Source organism: Chryseobacterium artocarpi (assembly GCF_001684975.1).
Taxonomy (GTDB): domain Bacteria; phylum Bacteroidota; class Bacteroidia; order Flavobacteriales; family Weeksellaceae; genus Chryseobacterium; species Chryseobacterium artocarpi.
In genome coordinates this window covers 134,654-154,736 of sequence record NZ_MAYH01000045.1, presented here as the reverse complement: position 1 = coordinate 154,736, position 20,083 = coordinate 134,654, and the positions used below count along the sequence as shown (strand labels likewise).

The 20,083-nt window shown below is 32.9% G+C and carries 14 protein-coding genes; 9 read left to right on the top strand and 5 right to left on the bottom strand.

Annotated elements, in window-relative coordinates:
* The first annotated feature begins 61 nt into the window (after window positions 1–61).
* Together surE and BBI01_RS15470 are read left to right on the top strand one after the other, a co-directional pair.
* On the top strand, window positions 62–850 hold the full coding sequence (gene surE, locus BBI01_RS15475) for a 5'/3'-nucleotidase SurE (protein ID WP_065395556.1): 789 nt from the start codon (window positions 62–64) through the stop codon (window positions 848–850).
* A gap of 302 nt (window positions 851–1,152) precedes the next feature.
* Window positions 1,153–2,190: a GMP reductase gene (locus BBI01_RS15470; protein WP_065395555.1), complete on the top strand. Its 1,038-nt coding sequence runs from the start codon at window positions 1,153–1,155 to the stop codon at window positions 2,188–2,190.
* Between the two features lie 62 nt (window positions 2,191–2,252).
* On the opposite strand, the gene fabG is transcribed toward BBI01_RS15470, so the two are convergent.
* The 4 genes from fabG to BBI01_RS15450 form a co-directional block, all read right to left on the bottom strand.
* Window positions 2,253–2,996, bottom strand: coding sequence for a 3-oxoacyl-[acyl-carrier-protein] reductase (gene fabG, locus BBI01_RS15465; protein ID WP_065395554.1), 744 nt, complete (start codon window positions 2,994–2,996; stop codon window positions 2,253–2,255).
* 171 nt (window positions 2,997–3,167) lie between these two features.
* On the bottom strand, window positions 3,168–4,679 hold the full coding sequence (locus BBI01_RS15460) for a WG repeat-containing protein (protein ID WP_165602260.1): 1,512 nt from the start codon (window positions 4,677–4,679) through the stop codon (window positions 3,168–3,170).
* Window positions 4,680–4,686: 7 nt separating this feature from the next.
* Window positions 4,687–5,361: a 16S rRNA (cytidine(1402)-2'-O)-methyltransferase gene (gene rsmI / locus BBI01_RS15455; RefSeq protein WP_065395552.1), complete on the bottom strand. Its 675-nt coding sequence runs from the start codon at window positions 5,359–5,361 to the stop codon at window positions 4,687–4,689.
* Window positions 5,362–5,363: 2 nt separating this feature from the next.
* A complete protein-coding gene (locus BBI01_RS15450; protein WP_065395551.1) occupies window positions 5,364–6,845 on the bottom strand; it encodes a DUF8457 domain-containing protein in 1,482 nt (493 codons plus the stop codon).
* A gap of 61 nt (window positions 6,846–6,906) precedes the next feature.
* Here BBI01_RS15450 and BBI01_RS15445 point away from each other — a divergent pair, with 61 nt between their 5' ends.
* The 6 genes from BBI01_RS15445 to BBI01_RS15420 all read left to right on the top strand — a co-directional run bounded on the left by BBI01_RS15445 (window position 6,907) and on the right by BBI01_RS15420 (window position 15,683).
* The gene (locus BBI01_RS15445; RefSeq protein ID WP_065395550.1) at window positions 6,907–7,494 is read left to right on the top strand and encodes a thymidine kinase; all 588 of its coding nucleotides are present in this window, start codon (window positions 6,907–6,909) and stop codon (window positions 7,492–7,494) included.
* Between the two features lie 211 nt (window positions 7,495–7,705).
* The gene (locus BBI01_RS15440) at window positions 7,706–10,150 is read left to right on the top strand and encodes a bifunctional UDP-N-acetylmuramoyl-tripeptide:D-alanyl-D-alanine ligase/alanine racemase (protein WP_065395549.1); all 2,445 of its coding nucleotides are present in this window, start codon (window positions 7,706–7,708) and stop codon (window positions 10,148–10,150) included.
* 2 nt (window positions 10,151–10,152) lie between these two features.
* Window positions 10,153–12,309 (top strand): patatin-like phospholipase family protein, encoded by a 2,157-nt coding sequence (locus BBI01_RS15435; RefSeq protein WP_065395548.1) that lies wholly within the window; start codon window positions 10,153–10,155, stop codon window positions 12,307–12,309.
* A gap of 4 nt (window positions 12,310–12,313) precedes the next feature.
* Complete coding sequence (gene ybeY / locus BBI01_RS15430) at window positions 12,314–12,733, top strand: rRNA maturation RNase YbeY (RefSeq protein ID WP_065395547.1); 420 nt, start codon at window positions 12,314–12,316, stop codon at window positions 12,731–12,733.
* A 146-nt stretch (window positions 12,734–12,879) separates the two neighbouring features.
* Entirely contained in the window at window positions 12,880–14,742 is a 1,863-nt protein-coding gene (mnmG, locus tag BBI01_RS15425; protein WP_065395546.1) for a tRNA uridine-5-carboxymethylaminomethyl(34) synthesis enzyme MnmG, read from the top strand.
* A gap of 119 nt (window positions 14,743–14,861) precedes the next feature.
* Window positions 14,862–15,683 carry a class I SAM-dependent methyltransferase gene (locus BBI01_RS15420; protein WP_065395545.1) on the top strand — a complete coding sequence of 274 codons (822 nt, stop codon included), beginning with the start codon at window positions 14,862–14,864 and terminating at the stop codon, window positions 15,681–15,683.
* A 1,487-nt stretch (window positions 15,684–17,170) separates the two neighbouring features.
* Here BBI01_RS15420 and BBI01_RS15410 read toward each other — a convergent pair.
* Entirely contained in the window at window positions 17,171–18,361 is a 1,191-nt protein-coding gene (locus tag BBI01_RS15410) for a phosphoglycerate kinase (RefSeq protein ID WP_065395977.1), read from the bottom strand.
* 648 nt (window positions 18,362–19,009) lie between these two features.
* Here BBI01_RS15410 and rpiB point away from each other — a divergent pair.
* Window positions 19,010–19,444 carry a ribose 5-phosphate isomerase B gene (rpiB, locus tag BBI01_RS15405; protein ID WP_065395543.1) on the top strand — a complete coding sequence of 145 codons (435 nt, stop codon included), beginning with the start codon at window positions 19,010–19,012 and terminating at the stop codon, window positions 19,442–19,444.
* Window positions 19,445–20,083 lie beyond the last annotated feature (639 nt).

The following is a 20,083-nucleotide window of genomic DNA, read 5'->3' as shown; positions in this document are numbered from 1 at the left end:
CTTTGTTCTATTCTCAAAGGAACAGACTGTACTGCATTTGTATAAAAAATTAAGATAATATATGGAAAGACCGCTTATTCTGGTTACTAATGATGATGGAATTACAGCTCCTGGTATCAGAAATCTTATCAGTTTTATGAACGAAATCGGGGAAGTAATTGTTGTAGCACCGAACTCTCCTCAAAGTGGTAAAGGTCACGCTATCACAATCAACTCTACCTTAAGCTATGAAGAAGTAACTCTTGATGGACCTCAAAAAGATTATTCTTGTAGTGGAACTCCTGTAGACTGTGTAAAGATGGCATTGGATAAAATCCTTACGAGAAGACCTGATATTGTAGTTTCAGGGATCAATCATGGGGCCAATTCTTCTATCAATGTAATCTATTCTGGGACCATGTCTGCAGCGGTAGAAGCTGGTGTAGAAGGTATTCCTGCTATTGGATTCTCTTTATTGGATTTCAGTTGGGAAGCAGATTTTACTCAGGCAAAAGAATATATTCAGAATATCGTAAGAAGAACTCTTGAGAACCCGATGCCTAAAGGAATTGTTCTTAATGTAAACATTCCAAAGTTACCTGCAGAAGAAATAAAAGGAGTAAAAGTATGCAAGCAAGCTAATGCTAAGTGGGAAGAAAGCTTTGACGAAAGAATAAACCCGCATGGTAAAAAGTATTATTGGCTAACAGGTTATTTCAACAATATGGATGATTCTGAAGATGCTGATGAAACAGCTTTAGCTAACGGATATATTTCGATTGTCCCTGTAAAGTTTGATCTAACAGCTTATGAATACATGAAAACCTTGGAAGAAATAATGGCTTTTGATGCTGTGAAGGAATCTAAATAATACTGTTATTCAAGATAGAAAAAGCGTGAAATTTGATTTCACGCTTTTTTATTTTTTACTATCGTTGATTTTGCAGATCATGCAGATTTTTTATTATTCAAGATCTCATCAAAGAACGATCATTGGAAATCTGTTTTACCAATATTAAAATAATCTCATGCTTAGGAAAATTCCAACGGCTTCAAAAAGAGGATTCGCAAGAATTTTCACCAAATATAGGAAAGGTTACGGGAAAATCCTTTGTTTCAAAAGTAAGTCATTTGAGATAATTTACTACCTTTATTCTGACAAATAATTACAAAATGCGTATAGAATATGACATAAAATTAGGGTTTAAGGATGTAATGTTCCGCCCAAAGCGTTCAACATTGAAATCCCGTTCAGAAGTAGATCTGGAAAGGGAATTTATTTTTAAACATACTAAGAAAAAATGGAGTGGCGTTCCCGTAATTGCGGCAAATATGGATACGGTGGGAACTTTTGAGATGGCTGTAGAGCTAGCCAAAGAAAAAATTATCACTGCAGTTCACAAACATTATACTCCTGAAGAATGGGATCAGTTTTTGCAGAGCCAGCCTGAGAGTATTCATCAGTATATTGCTTTAAGTACCGGAACAGGAAAAGCGGATGAAGAAAAAATCAGACTGATCTTAGAAAAGCATCCAAAAATCGAATTTCTGTGTATTGATGTTGCCAATGGTTATTCCGAGCATTTCGTTGACTTTGTGAAGACGGCAAGAACTAATTTTCCTGATAAAATTATTATTGCAGGGAATGTTGTAACCGGAGAGATGGTAGAAGAGCTTCTTCTGGTAGGAGCTGATATCATAAAGGTAGGAATCGGTCCTGGTTCGGTATGTACAACGCGTGTAAAAACCGGTGTTGGCTACCCACAATTATCAGCTATTATTGAGTGTGCCGATGCAGCTCATGGATTAGGAGGTCATATCATTGCAGATGGAGGCTGCAAAGTTCCCGGAGATGTTGCAAAAGCCTTTGGTGGCGGTGCTGATTTCGTTATGCTTGGCGGAATGTTTGCCGGACATGATGAAAGTGGCGGTGAAATGATTGAAGAAAACGGTAAAAAATATCGTTTGTTCTATGGAATGAGTTCAAAAACTGCCATGGATAAACATTCCGGAGGAGTTGCAGAATATCGTGCTTCTGAGGGAAAAACAGTGAAAGTTGCTTATAAAGGTCCTGTAGCCGAAACGGTGAAAGATATTCTAGGAGGTGTACGTTCTACCTGCACGTATGTAGGTGCTTCTAAACTTAAAGAGCTTTCAAAAAGAACAACTTTTATCAGAGTTCAGGAACAGGAAAATCAAGTTTTTAACTGATAAATTTTAAAAATTTGCATAAAAAAATAGGCTACACAAAATGAGTAGCCTATTTGTATTTTTTACATTAACATTCCACCGTCTACGTTTAACGTTTGACCTGTAATGTACGATGACATATCACTTCCGAAGAATACACAAGCATTAGCAATATCTTCCGGCTGTCCTCCTCTCTTCAAAGGAACACCGTCTCTCCATCCCTGAACTGTTTTTTCATCCAAAACAGCAGTCATTTCAGTTTCAATGAATCCCGGAGCAATAGCATTACATCTGATATTTCTTGAACCTAGTTCAGCAGCAACAGATTTTGTAAATCCGATTACACCAGCTTTAGAAGCAGCATAGTTTGCCTGTCCTGCATTACCTTTTACTCCAACTACTGAAGTCATATTGATAATAGATCCTGATTTTGCCTTCATCATTGGCTTAATCACCGCTTTTGTAAGGTTGAATACTGAATCTAAGTTTACTTTGATTACTTTATCCCAATCTTCTTTGGACATTCTCAACAACAGGTTATCTTTTGTAATTCCTGCGTTATTTACCAAAATGTCAATCTGCCCAAACTCCGCCATTACATCTTCCACTAGTTTTTGAGCTGCATCATAATCTGATGCGTCAGACTGATATCCCTTAATTTGGGTTACAGAACTTAAAGCTGCCTCTAATTCTTTAGCTTTGTCTACAGAGCCGGCATAGGTAAATGCTACTTTTGCCCCTTGCTGAGCAAACATTTCAGCAATCCCCTTACCGATTCCTCTTGTAGCTCCGGTAATTAGTGCTACTTTTCCTTCTAATATTTTCATATCTATGACAATTATTTTCTTTATAACTCATTCAGCTTGTGTTCGCTGACTCATTCAATCTTTATAATTCCTTTCCGGAATTAAACGGTTTGCAAAGATATTATAAATTGTTATTCAACACATTGAAATCGTTAAAATACTTAGTTTTTTTATTGATTTTCTGCCATTTTTTTAAATTCCTGACAGATCATTTCTAAACCTAGTGAAATAAATAAAGTCTGCTTTTTTATCTTTAGTTACTTTCAAAACTTCTTTCATCCAGAAAAATTTATCGTAAATAATGTCTGTCAAAGGCTCATTTTGGAAATTTGAAACTCCATATTTTCCTTCTTTCTTTACAACAATCTCATTTTCAAAATTGTCAAACGCAATAATATCTTCGAATACGAACGGTACAATTTCCGTACCTTTTCCGTCAAGAATACCATAAAGATTATCAGTATTCATACATACCAGAGGTTTAGAATACTCATTAAGAATATTAAAGTATTCAACATTTTGATTCTTAACAATTTTGATTCCTTTAAGCTCAATAACAGACTGATTGGCAACTAAAAACCTGTAATACAGATCTTTTCTTTTAATCAAAATATTGTCAGGATAAAAACCTACAATCTGATCTCCATCATTCAGAATATTTCTAAGGGTCTTGTCAAAAAGCTTTTCTTCTGTTCCTTTTTTAAGGTAAATCAAATCTTTTCCTGCAATTGTAAAGTTTTTGATATAATCATATTCCTGCGGAATAATTATATTTCCCTGTAAATCTACAATACCAGCTTTATCAGTTTTATCACTATAAACACTGAAAAGGTCGTTGAATAAAGGAGTTAGATATTTAAAAGTATTTGGATAGAGCTTCTGGTCTTTCTTATTAAAAACGGTTGCTTTACCATTTTTTCTCAGATAAATGTAGTCTTTTTTGCCGAAGTATTCAGGTGTGATATCATTGTAAATTTCATCCGCTAATATATTTTCATTTGCATCAATCAATCCATACTTTCCAGTAGCTTTGTTTTGGGTAATCAAATAAGGATAAGCATTGATATCTACTACATTCTTTGAAAATTTATGCAGAGTTTGTCCATTTTTACCAATGATTTCAGGCTGGTTCTCTTCATTAAGAATAAGTGCCTTATCATTTTCGAAATTATAGTCGTCTTTGAACGCTCTATCATTAATTTGCTTACCATTGATATCATACAAAAACCATTTTTTATCTCTTAGAACAAAAAAAGCATCCTTTCCCACAAACCTTATTCTATCCGACTCCGGAATAATTAGTTTACCGTTATAGTCGTAAAGGATTTCTTTACCCTGTTTAGAAGCTATAATACGTTCTTTACTCCACCATGGCGTATTAAAATCCTGATCTTCAAACGGAACTAATTCATTTCCTTTTTCGTCGATAATAGTAGCTTTTCTCTTGTTTCCTTCTTCAGAATAAAGAATAAACCTGTTTTTGAAAATATGAGAAATTCCTCCTTTATATTGAGATTCAAAAGTAATATTTCCTTTCGCATCTATAACTCCTTGTTTTTTGGAAACAGGATCATAAGCTATTCCAAAACCATCAGAATACGAGCTTACCTCCTTCCCTGCTTTTTTGGAAAGAAGTACCTTGGTGTATTGGTTAGTTTGCGCCATACAAACAGTAGAACACAATACAAGAACTAATTTTTTCAATTAAAAATTAAATAGAATTATTGACAATAAGAACGATCTCTCCCTTTAAAGTTTTACTCTTGGAAAATTCAATTAACTCACTGATTGTTCCGCGTTTAGTTTCTTCAAATTTTTTGGAAATTTCACGGCTTAAACTTGCCTTGGTATTTTCACCAAAGAATTCCTTGATCTGTTCAAGAGTGGTATTGATCTTATGTGGGCTTTCGTAAAGTACTATAGTTTTCTTTTCTTCTGCAAGCTGCTTTAGCTTCGTTTGTCTTCCTTTTTTTTGTGGTAAAAATCCTGCAAACAGAAACTCATTATTTGGAAGTCCGGAAACTACCAATGCCGGAATCAAAGCTGTGGCTCCTGGAAGACAGATCATTTCTATATTATTGTCTGCTCCTGCTTTTGCCAATAAATAACCTGGGTCTGAAATTCCCGGAGTTCCCGCATCGGTAATGATTGCTATATTCTGACCATTTTTAAGGTCTGTAATAACTTTCTCCGTAGCCTGATGCTCATTGTGTAAATGATAAGATTTCAGAGGTTTGGAGATTTCAAAATGTTTTAAAAGTATTCCAGAAGTTCTGGTGTCTTCACATAAAATATAATCAACTTCCTTAAGAACATTTACTGCTCTGAAGGTCATATCTTCAAGGTTCCCAACGGGTGTAGGAACAAAATATAAGATTCCGCTCAAAATTATAAGAATTTATTTTCCACCAATATCCAAAGTCGCTGTGCATATTCATCCACATTACTCCATTTTCTGTCATAATAAAGGTCGCTCAGGTATTCTTTGGCTTCCTCCAGTGTTTTGAAATGGTTCAGCTGGGCTACGGTATCATTCAGATCTGCCTGGCTTCCTTCAAACAACATTTTGGAAAAGGCAATTCTATCATTCAAATCAAGTTTAAACTCAGGTTTTGACTTTTCTACCTCCATAAGGTTGGTAGGAATATTAGATTTAAGAATACTTCCTGTATCCTCCTTTATTGGTGCTGATTGATTTTCTTTTGGAAATTCTCTTTCCAGAGGATCATCATCAAAGAGAGTTTGAACAGCTTTCAACCCTTTAATATTGGCTAATTTTATTTTTTTCTCCTGATTATATTTATCTAAGTTTTCAAAACTTTCATCAGAAGGATGTTTTTCTGTTTCTTCAGGAACAGGTTTGTCTATTTCAACAATTTTTCTTCGGTCATAAACTTCCGCAAGAACTTGTTCTTCTTGTTTTTCTTCTTCGAAATGGTCATTTTTGATCTCATTCAGAATATTATCAACATTGGAAGTTTCAGAAACTAATTCTCCCTGTTCTAAAGAAATATTGGAAGTAACAAACTGTTCTTCGGTTTCTTCCATTAATATTTCATCATCAAGCATTTCCGTATCAAAAATACTTGGAATAATTTCTGTTACTTTATTTTCTCTTGTATCACTTACCGCAGCATAATCTACTTCATTCTTTTCAGATTCATCATCAGTATCAATTTCATTCAGCTGATTGTTAAAAATAGCTTCCTCTTCTGTCTCCTCATTTACAAACATATCTTCATTGATATCTTCGTCCGAATCCGGCTGAGCATCAGCAAGTATTTTTTCTTCATCTACAAAGTTCAAAACAGCTTCATCAGAAAGTGACAGCTCATTTTCATCTATTCCGTTCAGTTGATTATTAAAGATTGCTTCTTCTTCTGTAACATCCTCATATGATGAATGTTCATGAGTTTTTTCAGCTATTTGATCTTCGTTGTTTTCCTCTACAAAACTGACAATATTTTCATGGAATTCATTTTCAACAATTTCATTTAACTGATTATTGAAAACCGCTTCCTCTTCTTCAGAGCCTATGATAAAGGTGTCATTTTCATGCTCATCTATTTCGTTCAGTTCATTATTAAAAATAGCTTCCTCTTCAGTCACTTCATTTCCGGAATCATGATGATCAAGTTCTCCTGAAACAAAAGAAGCAGAGTTCATTTCCGAGTGCTGTAATGGTGATTCTGCAACAAAGTATTCAATATTTTTTTCCAGTAATTTCAAAAAAGAAATCCTGTTAGCAAGCTCATCTACAAGATCTTGCTTGGAAAGTAATTCGTCCACATTATTTATTTTGTCCAGATTATCGATGATATTCATGGATTCAAAAAAAATCTTTTCCTTTAAATCTTGGATATTTTGCATAATAAGATTCTTATTAAAATTGCTTACTTTTGATGTTGAAAATATACGGCTAATTTAACAAATGTTTTTAGAAAATACAATTAATCATTCCAAACAAAGTGGTTGGATGGAAGTGATTTGTGGCTCTATGTTTTCGGGTAAAACCGAGGAGTTGATCCGAAGATTGCGTAGAGCAGAAATGGCAGGACAGAATGTAGAAATTTTTAAACCGAAACTGGATATCCGGTATTCTGAGGAGGATGTTGTTTCTCATAATCAGAATAAAATTCGTAGTACTGCAGTAGAAAATCCGAATGAGATTCTTCTGCTTGCTTCCAATTGTGATGTAGTTGCAATAGATGAAGCACAATTCTTTGATGAAAGCATTGTAGATGTTGCCAACCAATTAGCCAATAGCGGAATACGAGTTGTAATTGCAGGATTAGACATGGATTTTCTGGGTCGCCCTTTCGGACCAATGCCCAATTTGATGGCTACCGCAGAATATGTTACAAAAGTGCATGCTATTTGCAAGAGAACAGGTAATCTTGCCAACTACTCCATGAGAACTTCCCAAGGAAACGATCTGGTAGAGCTGGGAGAAACTGAAAGCTATGAAGCTGTAAGCCGGCGTGTATTTATTGATGAAGTGCTTTCAAAAAGGAAATAATAATATACGACGCACAGTAAATGCTGAATGCATCAAACATAAGCTGAATGCATCAAACATAAAATATATTCACTTAATATAAATGAAAAACGTGAAAGCAATATTCTAAAATTTCAAAATGAAAAAATTAGCTAACCAATAAGAGCTATTATTCTTTTGGCAATTTTTCCCTATTGCTTTTTCGCCTTAAAATAAAGCAGAAAGGGCACCAATGAACTATACAGTACAACAAATTGCAGAAATCACCAATGCACAGGTTATTGGAGACAAAAGTCTAGTGGTTAAAAATATAGCGTATGACAGCAGAATTATTTATTCAATTAAGAATACTGCATTTATAGCTATTAATACACATAAAAATTCTGGTGAAAAGTTCATTGAAGCTGCCATTGACAGAGGAATTAATATTATTATTTCTGAACATGAACATCCACAGTTTGAAAATATAACGTGGATTATTGTTAAAAATTCTGTGGATTTTCTACAACAATTATCAAAGCATCACTTCGAAAATTCTCATTTACGATCCATCGGAATCACTGGAAGTAATGGAAAAACTATTTTAAAGGAATGGTTATATCAATGTCTGTGGAATGAATTTCCAACAGTAAAAAGCCCAAAAAGCTTTAATTCTCAGATAGGACTTCCTCTTTCCCTTCTTCAGATCAACGATTCTCATGAATTGGGAATTTTTGAAGTAGGAATTTCTCACCCGGATGAAATGGAAAAGCTTGAAAATATTTTCCATCCTCAAATTGGATTGTTAACGCATATAGGAACAGCTCATGCTGCCAACTTTTCTTCTGAGGAAGAACTGATCGATGAAAAAATTAAACTTTTCAAAGATTCTGAAGTAATCATTTATAATGGTGATCATTCTTTAGTAGATGAAAAAATTAAAAAATTATACGCTGATAAAAAATTAATCTCTTACGGGTTCAAAAATGAAAATCAGGTCTTCATCAAAAAAAATATAAAAGATGAAAATATCATTGTTGACTATTTTGGCGAAGAAATCAGTTTTCCGGCTCATCAAAGAGACGAATCGACATTGACCAATGCTACGGCGCTTATTACAGTCCTAAAGGTGTTACAGGTCGAAAATAAAAAGATCGTCGAAAAAATCAACCTTTTAAAAGCCGTCGAAATGAGGCTTGAAGCGATTGAAGGAATTAAAGACAATATTGTCATCAACGATTCTTTCAATCTTGATCTTGATTCTTTGAAAACTGCACTTCAATTTTTGAATGAATATAATAAACCGAAAAAATCTTTGGTCTTAACAGACATCGTAGGGGTGAGTACCAATTCTCAGGAATTGTATGAAGAAGTTTCTGAGCTTGTGAATGAACAACATTTCGATTCTGTATTTCTGATTGGTGATAAAATTTCAAAATATAGTGAATTATTCAAATCTAAAACATATACTTTCATAGATACCAAAGAACTTATTGAAAGTAAACATTTATCTGAAATAGAAAATCAAATCATTCTTTTGAAAGGCGCAAGAAAATTTGAAATTGAAAAATTAAAAGATATTCTTGAGCTTAGAAAACATGATACCGTTTTAGAAATTAATCTGAATGCCATTCTTCATAATATCAATTACCATAAATCTCTTTTAAAGCCGCAAACAAAAATGATGGCTATGGTAAAAGCGAATGCTTATGGTTTGGGCAGCTATGAAATTTCAGAATTTTTACAACATCACCATATCGATTATCTTGGAGTAGCTTTTGCAGATGAAGGTGTTGAACTTCGTAAAAAAGGAATCACCACTCCTATTGTGGTAATGAATCCTGAACAACACAGTTACCAGACTATTATAGAATACAATCTTGAGCCTGAAATTTATAGCTTCAGGGTTTTGGAATTATTCTATGAGGCTGTACAAAAATCCGGATATGATAAGAAATACCCTATCCATATTAAATTAGAGACAGGAATGCACCGTCTTGGATTTAAAGGTTTTGAATTGGATCAGTTAAGTGAAACTTTAAGTAGTAAAAATCTTAAAGTTCAAAGTATGTTCAGTCATTTGTCATCATCCGATGTTCCTGAAGAAAAGGCTTTTACATTGGATCAATTAAAGACATTTGATAAAAATTCAAGCTATCTGATTGAAAAATTAGGATATTCTCCTATCCGACATATTTTAAATTCTTCCGGTATTACAAGCTACACAGATCACCAATATGACATGGTAAGAATCGGTATAGGAATGCTTGGAGAATCACCCAATCCTCAAATACAAAAACAATTACAGTCTGTGGTAAGTTTTAAAACCGTAATTTCACAGATATCAATGGTGGAAGACGGTGAATCTGTGGGATACAGCAGAAGATTTAAAACAGACCATCTTACAAAGATTGCTACCATTCCTGTAGGATATGCAGATGGTATTCCAAGATTAATAGGCAACCAGGTTGGAAGCCTTGGCGTCAACAAAACATTGGCTCCAATTGTAGGAAACATCTGTATGGATATGATGATGCTTAACGTAGATCACGTTCCCAATGTAAAGGAAGGTGATATGGTAACCGTCTTTAATGCAAAACCAAGTTTAAAAGAATTTGCAGATTACTGCAAAACTATAACCTATGAAGTATTAACATCCATTTCACCTCGGGTGAAACGGATATATATAAAAGATTAACTATGAGAAAACTCCTGATTCTTCTTTTCGTATTCCAGCTACTGTGGTTTCAATCACAGGTAAAAAAAGATTTAGTGATTCCCAAGAACCCCAAAATAGGACTATCGCTCGCCGGTGGTGGTGCTAAAGGTTTTTCACATGTCGGAGTACTTAAAGTATTAGATTCTTTGGGAGTAAAAGTAGATTATATTTCCGGAACGAGTATGGGAGCCATTGTGGGCGGACTGTACGCTTCCGGATATTCTGGTAAAGAAATAGAAAAAATTGTCATGGACACCGATTTCTATTCTTTGATTATGGATCCAAAATCCAGACAGGAAGCAAGTTTTTTCAATAAATCTGTTGACAAATATCTTTTATCTATTCCTTTAAAAAATGGGAAAATTACACTTCCCTCTTCCATCAGTACAGGACAGAGAAACGTTTATCTTTTAAAAGAACTTTTTAAAAATGTTTCCAATATCGAGGACTTTTCTAAGATGCCTATTCCTTTTTTATGTGTTGCCACCAATCTTGAAAGTGGAAATATGCAGATTTTCGAAAAAGGTGATCTTGTACAATCTATTATGGCAAGTTCAGCGTTTCCTTCTTTAATGGATCCCGTTAAAATTGGAGATAGTATTTATATAGATGGAGCAATGACTGTAAATTATCCATCAAAGCCTTTAAAGGATAAAGGAATTGATATTGTCATCGGTGTGGATCTTAACCAGGATCTTTCCAAAAGAGAGGACTTAAATAACATTATTTCCATCCTTAATCAGGTTATTGATTTTGGGATTAAAAGAGACACCAGAAAACAATATAAATATACAGACATCAATATTAAGCCTAATCTTAAAGGAATGTCAGCTACAAGCTATGATGACAAGAAGAAAATTCTTGACAGCGGCTATGTAGAAGGCTTAAAATATACTCAGGTTCTCGATCAATTGCCAAAACGTCCTTTTGACCGTCTCAGACAACGTGTAAACCCCATATATTCTAACGTATATAAGATAGACAGTATTTCCATAGAAGGAAGTAAAATTTATGGTAAAAACTATACTTTAGGTAAAATGGGACTACGTCTTCCCTCTCTGCAGACTTATGGAAGCATTAATAAAATGATTGATAAACTCGTTGCTACCAACAACTATAAATTTATCAATTACGATATCGTTCAGGAGAATGATGCTAATTATTTAAAGCTTTATGTGACCGAAGATGATGCCCGTCATTTCTTAAAATTCGGACTTCATTATGACGAAGTTTTCAAAACCGGGCTTCTTTTAAATTACTCTGCAAAGAGACTTTTATTTAAAAACTCCAACCTTTCTGTGGATGTCATCGTTGGTGACAAGCTTCGATATTATCTAAACTACTTTATTGATAACGGATATATTCCGGGATTTGGTATTTATTCTTCAGGAATGAGCTTTGATCTTAAAAATGTAGATAATAATGTTATTGATAAATGGGAATGGATGCGAAATGAGGCTTATATACAGTCTGTATGGAAGGATAAATACGCCATCGGTGGTGGTATTAGTCATGATTACTTTAAAGCGGAAATTAACGGCGATAATAGACGTTACAGCCGCTTTTTAAATCCATATGTATTTCTTAAAACAGATACGCAAGACGATAAGGAATTCCCGACTAAAGGGGTTTATTTTGCAGCAGAAGGAAAGGTTGTAGATCTTTTAAAATCCGAAGTTGAAAAACGAATCGTTCAGATAAAGGCAGATTTAAAGATTAATATTCCTCTTGGAAAACAATTCACTTACCGTTTAAATCTATTTGGAGGCGTAACTCTTGGAGATAACCTTCCTTCTTACTATCAGTTCAGATTAGGTGGATTATTTGAACAAAACATTATTAATTTTAAAAGTTTTGCAGGATTTTATTTTGCCCAACTTCATACCAATAACGTGATCTTAGCATCCAATGATCTTCAGTTTAGGTTTAATAAAAATTATTTTATCAGCGGAAACTTTAGCTTTGCAAACCTTTCAAATGACATTAAATTTGAAGATGCAGTTAAAGTAAATTTCAGCTCGCTTGGACTTACGGCTGGTTACAAATCTCCTTTCGGGCAGATAAAGGTAAACTTTAGCCATTCACTAAAAAACAATCAAAAAGGCATATTCAGTGTTATTTTAGGACACTGGTTTTAATACAATGATACAATTCTTTTACGAAAATTTACCAGAATCGGTAGATACAGATTACAAAAAATGGCTGGAAGATCTTATTCTTTCAGAAGGAAAAAAACTAGGAGAAATCAATTACATTTTCTGTGATGATGAATATCTTTTAAAGATCAATCAGGATTATTTACAGCATGATTATTATACCGATATCATCACTTTTGATTATGTAAAAGGTAAGACAATAAGCGCTGAGATTTTTGTATCTTTGCAACGCATTTCAGACAACGCCTCTACCCTTTCCCGAGATTATGAAGATGAATTAAGAAGAGTTTTAGCCCATGGTATTTTACACCTTATAGGGTATAAAGACAAGACGGAAGAAGAGGAAAAAGAGATGCGAAGAATGGAAGATCTGTACTTATCTAAATATAGAGATTTAAAGAATTAGAATTAAATAATCACTTAAAGTCCGATATCTAAAGTACTCAATTCTAGCAACAATATATGTTTACCTAGAGTGCATTCTTCAAAAATGTTTCACGTGAAACATTAAGGTTAAAGTTAAGGTTTAAGGCTTAAATAAGCGAGATAAAAATGATTTCAGAAATATATGACGTGATCGTAGTAGGTGCAGGACACGCAGGATGTGAAGCAGCAGCAGCGGCAGCCAACCTGGGTTCAAAAACTCTATTGATTACAATGAATATGCAGACCATCGGACAGATGAGTTGCAACCCCGCAATGGGTGGAATCGCAAAAGGACAAATCGTAAGAGAGATTGACGCGATGGGTGGATACTCCGGAATCGTAGCAGACAAATCTGCCATCCAATTTAAAATGCTGAATCTTTCAAAAGGTCCTGCAATGTGGTCCCCAAGAACCCAAAATGATAGAATGCTTTTTGCCGAAGAATGGCGACTTGCATTAGAGAATACTCCTAATCTTGATTTCTTTCAGGATATGGTGAAACAACTGGTTATTGAAAATAATAAAGTAACCGGAGTAATTACTTCTTTAGGAATTGAGATAAAGGGAAGATCTGTAGTTTTAACAAACGGAACTTTTTTAAATGGATTAATTCACGTTGGAGATAAACAATTAGGCGGTGGAAGAATGGGTGAACCAAGAGCATTTGGAATCACCGAACAATTAGTAACTTTAGGTTTCGAAGCCGGAAGAATGAAAACTGGTACCCCACCAAGAGTTGATGGAAGAAGTTTGGATTATTCAAAAATGGAAGAACAAAAAGGAGACGAAAATCCTCAAAAGTTCAGCTACCTTGATACTCCGAAATTAACAAAACAATTAAGTTGTCATATTGTATATACGAACGAAACTGTTCATGATATTCTTCGCGAAGGTTTCGATAGGAGTCCAATGTTCAATGGAACGATTCAAAGTTTAGGTCCAAGATACTGCCCAAGTATTGAAGATAAAATTAATCGTTTTGCTGAAAGAAACAGACACCAGCTTTTCGTAGAACCTGAAGGATGGAAAACTGTAGAAATTTATGTAAACGGATTCAGTTCTTCTCTTCCGGAAGATGTACAGATCAAAGCAATGAAACATATTCCAGGATTTGAGAATGTAAAAGTTTTCCGTCCGGGATACGCAATCGAATACGACTACTTCCCTCCTACCCAATTGAAGCATACCCTAGAAACAAAATTAATTGATAATTTATATTTCGCTGGGCAGATCAATGGTACTACAGGATATGAAGAAGCAGCCGGACAAGGTTTGATTGCCGGAATCAATGCTCACAATAAAGTACATGAAAAAGGAGATTTCATTCTTAACAGAGATGAAGCTTACATTGGTGTATTGATTGATGATCTTATCACAAAAGGAACAGAAGAGCCATATAGAATGTTTACTTCACGTGCCGAATACAGACTTTTATTAAGACAAGATAATGCAGATATCAGATTAACTGAGAAAGCATACCATCTAGGATTAGCAAAAGAAGAAAGATTAAGAAAAGTAGAAACCAAAATAACTGAAAGTCAACAACTTGAAGAGTTTTTACGCGAAACTTCTTTAAAACCAGGAATAATAAACCCAGTTCTGGCATCTGTAGAAAGCAGTCCTGTAGATCAAGCCTATAGAGCTGCACAAATTCTTACAAGACCTAATATCACTTTAGAAAAACTTGATGAAATTGATTTCATTAAAGAAACTTCATCCCAATACAATGAAGAAGTAAGAGAACAAGCTGAAATCAACATCAAGTATAAAGGATATATTGAAAAAGAAAAGGAAAATGTAGCTAAACTAAACCGTCTTGAAAACATTAAAATCCCTGAAGATTTTGATTATATGAAGCTTTCAAGTCTTTCAGCAGAAGCAAAACAGAAGATGTCTAACGTTCGTCCTAAGACTATCGCACAGGCAGGAAGGATAAGCGGTGTTTCTCCAGCCGACATTAACGTTTTACTAGTCTATTTAGGACGTTAAAATAAAAATGTTTCACGTGAAACATTTCTTACAATAAAAATGAAAATTAAGGTATTTATTAAACTCAAAAAAAGTTGATGAATATCTTAATTTTTTAAATATAACAGATAGTAAATTCAATGAAAATAAAAGATCATTTTCTTTCACAGGAAATATTTGAGATTAAAGAAACCGAAACCAAAGGAGTCTACAAGACCTCCCCTATTCCATCCAATATTTCCAGATATTATGAAAGTGAAGATTATATTTCTCATCACCAGGATTCCGGAAGCCTCAAAGAAAAATTATATAAATTTCTTCAGTCTTTTAATCTGAAATACAAAAAAAATATTCTTGTTGAAAGAATTCAACAAGGATCAAAAGTATTAGACTATGGATGTGGTGCCGGAGAATTTGTAAAGTATATAGAAAATGATTTTGAAGCCTTAGGATTTGAACCGGATGCTGATGCAAGAAAAGCAGCACAGGGAAAAATTACAAAAGCAAAGATCCTCGACGACATTCAAAAAATCGAAGACAAAAGTTTAGATGCAATTACATTGTGGCATGTATTTGAACATATAGAGAACCAGGATGAAATGCTCAGTATTTTTCACGCAAAATTAAAAGACAAAGGACTTCTTATTATTGCTGTGCCCAACCCTACTTCTTATGATGCCAAACATTATAAAGAATATTGGGCAGCCTATGATGTACCGAGACACATCTATCACTTTTCTAAAAACGGAATGGAAAATTTAATTTCTAAAAAACCAGATTGGAAAATGAGAAAGATCAAACCTTTGATCCTAGATTCATACTATATCTCCATGTTGAGCGAAAAATATAAAAAATCACCTCTATTTTGGCTAAAAGGAAGCATCTTCGGAACAATTTCAAACATAAAAGCCTCATTTTCGAACGAATTTTCAAGTTTGATATATATTATCGAAAAAAGATAGATCATCGATTTTTAAGCTATTTCTGAATGCCAATTTTCAGGATTTTGAGCTAAAAAAATAAAAACTCAGGAAATTTCTTTCTGAGTTTTTTTATTTCCTACAACAATGTAAAATTATTGATGAGTAAACTCATTTAAAAATCATTTAAATAGTAACATACTTTTACAACTCCCCCTACTCCACTTCTCTATTGCCAAGTTTATTTTCAAAAAAAATTCCATATAAGCTATGACAAATCTTTAAAAATAAGCCCTACAGGAAAAAGAATACACATGCCATTCTCAAGAAGGAAAATTAGAACATAACAACAGAAATTCCTTCAAAAACACATTAAATAACATCTCAAATATTCAAACGATATAAGTATATTAAAAATTATAGTTATTCGATTTTTAAGCTATTTAAAGAGTCTGTTTTTTTAGCTTTTGAAAAAGTTAGCCGAAGTATTAAATTATTTTTAAACCTATTCAATTTAAGCTAGCCGGAAAATTAGCATACATATATATAAGAAGAATGTCTGACAAAAATTTAAAAACAGATGAGATAAATAAAAAGTGAAAAAATAACACTCAAAGGTTACTAAAAATAAAATGAATTTCAAAAACATTAAAACTCGTACTTAAAGAAAATAAAAAAATAGTGAAATCAATCTAATTGCATTTTTTAGAAGTTAATATAATACAAAAACTATTCTAAAAGCATAATAGTTTAGTAAAAATTCACTCATAAAAAAATAAGATTAAAATCTGTAAATCAATTAATTACAAACACAATATAACAACACGAGTAAAAAAAGAGATAAGAATACACATAGCATAAAAACATTTACATAACAATATGATAATAAACACATTAACATTAATTATAATCATATAATTAATGATCACAATATTTTGTGTCATCGTTCATTCCAAAAAAAATATAAATGAACTACCTTACTTTTATCATGAGATCATAAAAAATCATTCTAATCACAAAATGATATAAAATAGTAATGGCAAGATCTTTTAATAAACCAGAACAAAACAAATATACCTCTTCGAATAAAATTAAAATTGATTCAAACAATAGCTTTAAATATTATTCTGAACAAAATAATTTGTTTCTTTCCCTCCTAGATATAAATATTGAATTTACTAAAAAAATTTTGTACAGTATCCAAAATAATAGAAATAAAGCACCTTCTAAAAGCCAACATATAATTATAAAATTCAAACAAAATAAATAAAAAATCATAGCTTGAATCATATAAAAAAGTAATAGAATCTAATCAATATTATCACGACTTCATATTAAAATACTTCCTATTAATCGGTGTAGCAACATAACTTCCACACTATCAAAAAGTCCCACATTAATATAACCTTAAGTTATATCAATAAATAAAAAAACAAACACCAAATTCAGGATTTCTCAATGGAAAATACAGCAAAAAAAAGCCTGCTAATAATATTAGCAGGCTTGAAAATATTGATTTTTTATTTTTATTAATTATTGATAGCTGCTACACCAGGAAGCTCAAGTCCTTCTAAACTTTCAAGCATTGCTCCACCACCTGTAGAAACATAACTTACCTTGTCAGCATATCCAAACTGCTTAACGAATGCAACACTATCTCCTCCTCCTACTAAAGAGAAAGCACCTAATCTTGTCGCTTCAGCAATACTATCACCCAGTGCTACGGTACCACCAGCAAAATTTGACATTTCAAAAACTCCGATAGGACCATTCCAAAGAATCGTTCTTGAGTTTAACAATACATCATTAAACAAATCTCTTGATTTATGACCAGCATCAAGTCCCATCCATCCTTCAGGAATAGCATAAATATCTGCTTCTTTACTTTCAACATCGTTACTGAAACTTTCAGCGATAATAGCATCAGAAGGAAGATAAACTTTTACTTTGTGTTCTTTAGCTTTACCTAAAATCTCAAGAGCTAAAGGAATCTTATCTTCTTCTACCAATGAATTTCCAATTTTGCCTCCAAGAGCTTTAATAAATGTAAATGCCATACCACCTCCAATGATCAGATTATCTACTGCAGGAAGAATGTTTTCTATAATAGTTATCTTAGTTGAAACTTTAGATCCACCAAGAATTGCAGTGATAGGCTTCTCACCACTTTTTAAAACTTTATCGATTGCCTGAAGCTCTTTAGCCATCAATAAACCGAAAAATTTAGTTTCTGGAAAAAACTTTGCAATTACGGCTGTAGATGCATGGGCTCTATGTGCAGTTCCAAAAGCATCATTCACATAAGCATCTCCCAATTTAGATAATTTCTCAGCGAAAGTTTCATCTCCATTTTCTTCCTCATTATGAAACCGTACATTGGCTAATAATAAAATTTCACCTGGCTTAAGTTCTTTAGCAGCCTGCTCAGCCTTTTCACCAATACAATCCTCAACAAGCTTCACCTCCTGTCCAAAAACATTTGAAATTTCTTCAACAATATGTTTTAGGGAAAATTCATCCTTAAACTCACCTTTTGGTCTTCCAAGATGTGTCATTAAAATAACAGATCCACCATCATTAAGAATTTTATCAACGGTTGGTTTCACCGCAACAATTCTAGTATTGTCAGTTACATTAAACTCGTCGTCAAGTGGAACATTGAAGTCAACTCTTACAAGAGCTTTCTTATCTTTAAAATTGAAGTCGTTGATTGTTTTCATTTTCATATTTAGATTTATTTTTTTCGACATTTTTATGAAACTCCCCAAGCACCTGGGTTTGCTTTTCATCAAATTCCGGCAGAAGTAATTTCATAAATTTCTTTGATTTTTCGTTTCACAAATGTAAGGTTTTAAACTTTTTCAACAGATTGATTAAAATAAAAGTTTTCAAAAACTTTCCCCGAACCCAATCACCCATTAATCAACATTTTTTCTCTATTTAAAAAAAAGAATAATGTAGTTGTTGTTATGTATTGTTAGTAACGGGGATAAGTTTTTGGCTTAAAGTTTATAATACTCAACTAGTACTCAATTCATAAATAACTCACAATGTAAATTACTGTAAACATGTATATTCACACACTTATTCACAATTGTTGATAACTTTACCAATAAAACATTATTAGTTATTTTATTATGGAAAAGCCTGGGGATAGCTGAAGAAAAGATCTGGAAAGTTGTGGGGAAAAGTTTAGAATAGATTTTCTATTACGAAATAATTTCATCTTTGAAAATAGAAAGTTGAAAAAAGTTTTCCACAGTTATTAACATACCTTTTCACAATTAACTCACGGTTTACTAACATGAATTGTTATTATTCTTACCTTTGTAAGGAAATAAAATCTAAAAAAGCTTAATAAGAGTATTATGAAAAGAAAAATTGCTATCGCAGCGGACCATGCAGGCTATGAATATAAGGAGATTGTTAAAAACTACCTTTCAGAAAAGTTTGAGGTTCAGGATTTTGGAACGTTTTCCACAAACAGTGTGGATTATCCAGACTTTGTCCACCCTGCTGCAACCTCTGTGGAAAACGGAGAAAATGAGCTTGGAATTTTGATCTGCGGAAGCGGAAATGGGGTTCAGATTACTGCGAACAAACATCAAAAGATCAGATGTGCACTTTGCTGGATGCCGGAGATTGCAACACTGGCAAGACTGCATAATGATGCAAACATGATTTCAATGCCAGCAAGATTTATATCAAAAGAATTGGCAATTGAAATTGTAGATAAATTTCTTTCGACAGAATTTGAAGGTGGAAGACACCAGAACAGAGTTGATAAAATTGCTGTTTGCTAAATATACTAAGGTCTGTAATTTGAATTGCAGACCTTATTTATTTTTTATTCGTACATTTGCAGTGTCCAATAGAAGTTACCAATCTATTCTACTCCATAGCCTTTAGATATTATTAAGTAATATTAGCAAAAAGGTATCCTTCTTTTCTTCTCCATATTTTTATTGAATTGATTAAACTATATGTTACGTTTTATGTTTTTAAACTAAATGTATAGTTTAATGTAAAAACAAAGGTTTGATAGTAATAAAAACTGTTGGTTTTATTAAATTCTTGTATTATTTTTATTTCAAGATTAAAGAAGATGTTTAGGAATAATACACAGAAAAATTTCGATAAAAACTTATTTGCCGGATAAGGATTTGGATAGGATTTTGTTGTATTGAAATCGTCACTCCATATAATGAAGTCAGATAAAAATTGAGATAATAATTAAGCTAAATTATTTAGGATAAAAATTTCAGTTTTGAAATATAAATAAGTAATGAGTATGGAATGTTAATGCGTAGATTTACCAATTAATAGGAAGTATTTTTAATATAGAAACTGAACACTTCATATAATATATAAGGATATCATCCGGAAAAAGACAAACATTATCTATTAATATTTAGATAATAATTGATTAAAAAAACTAATAC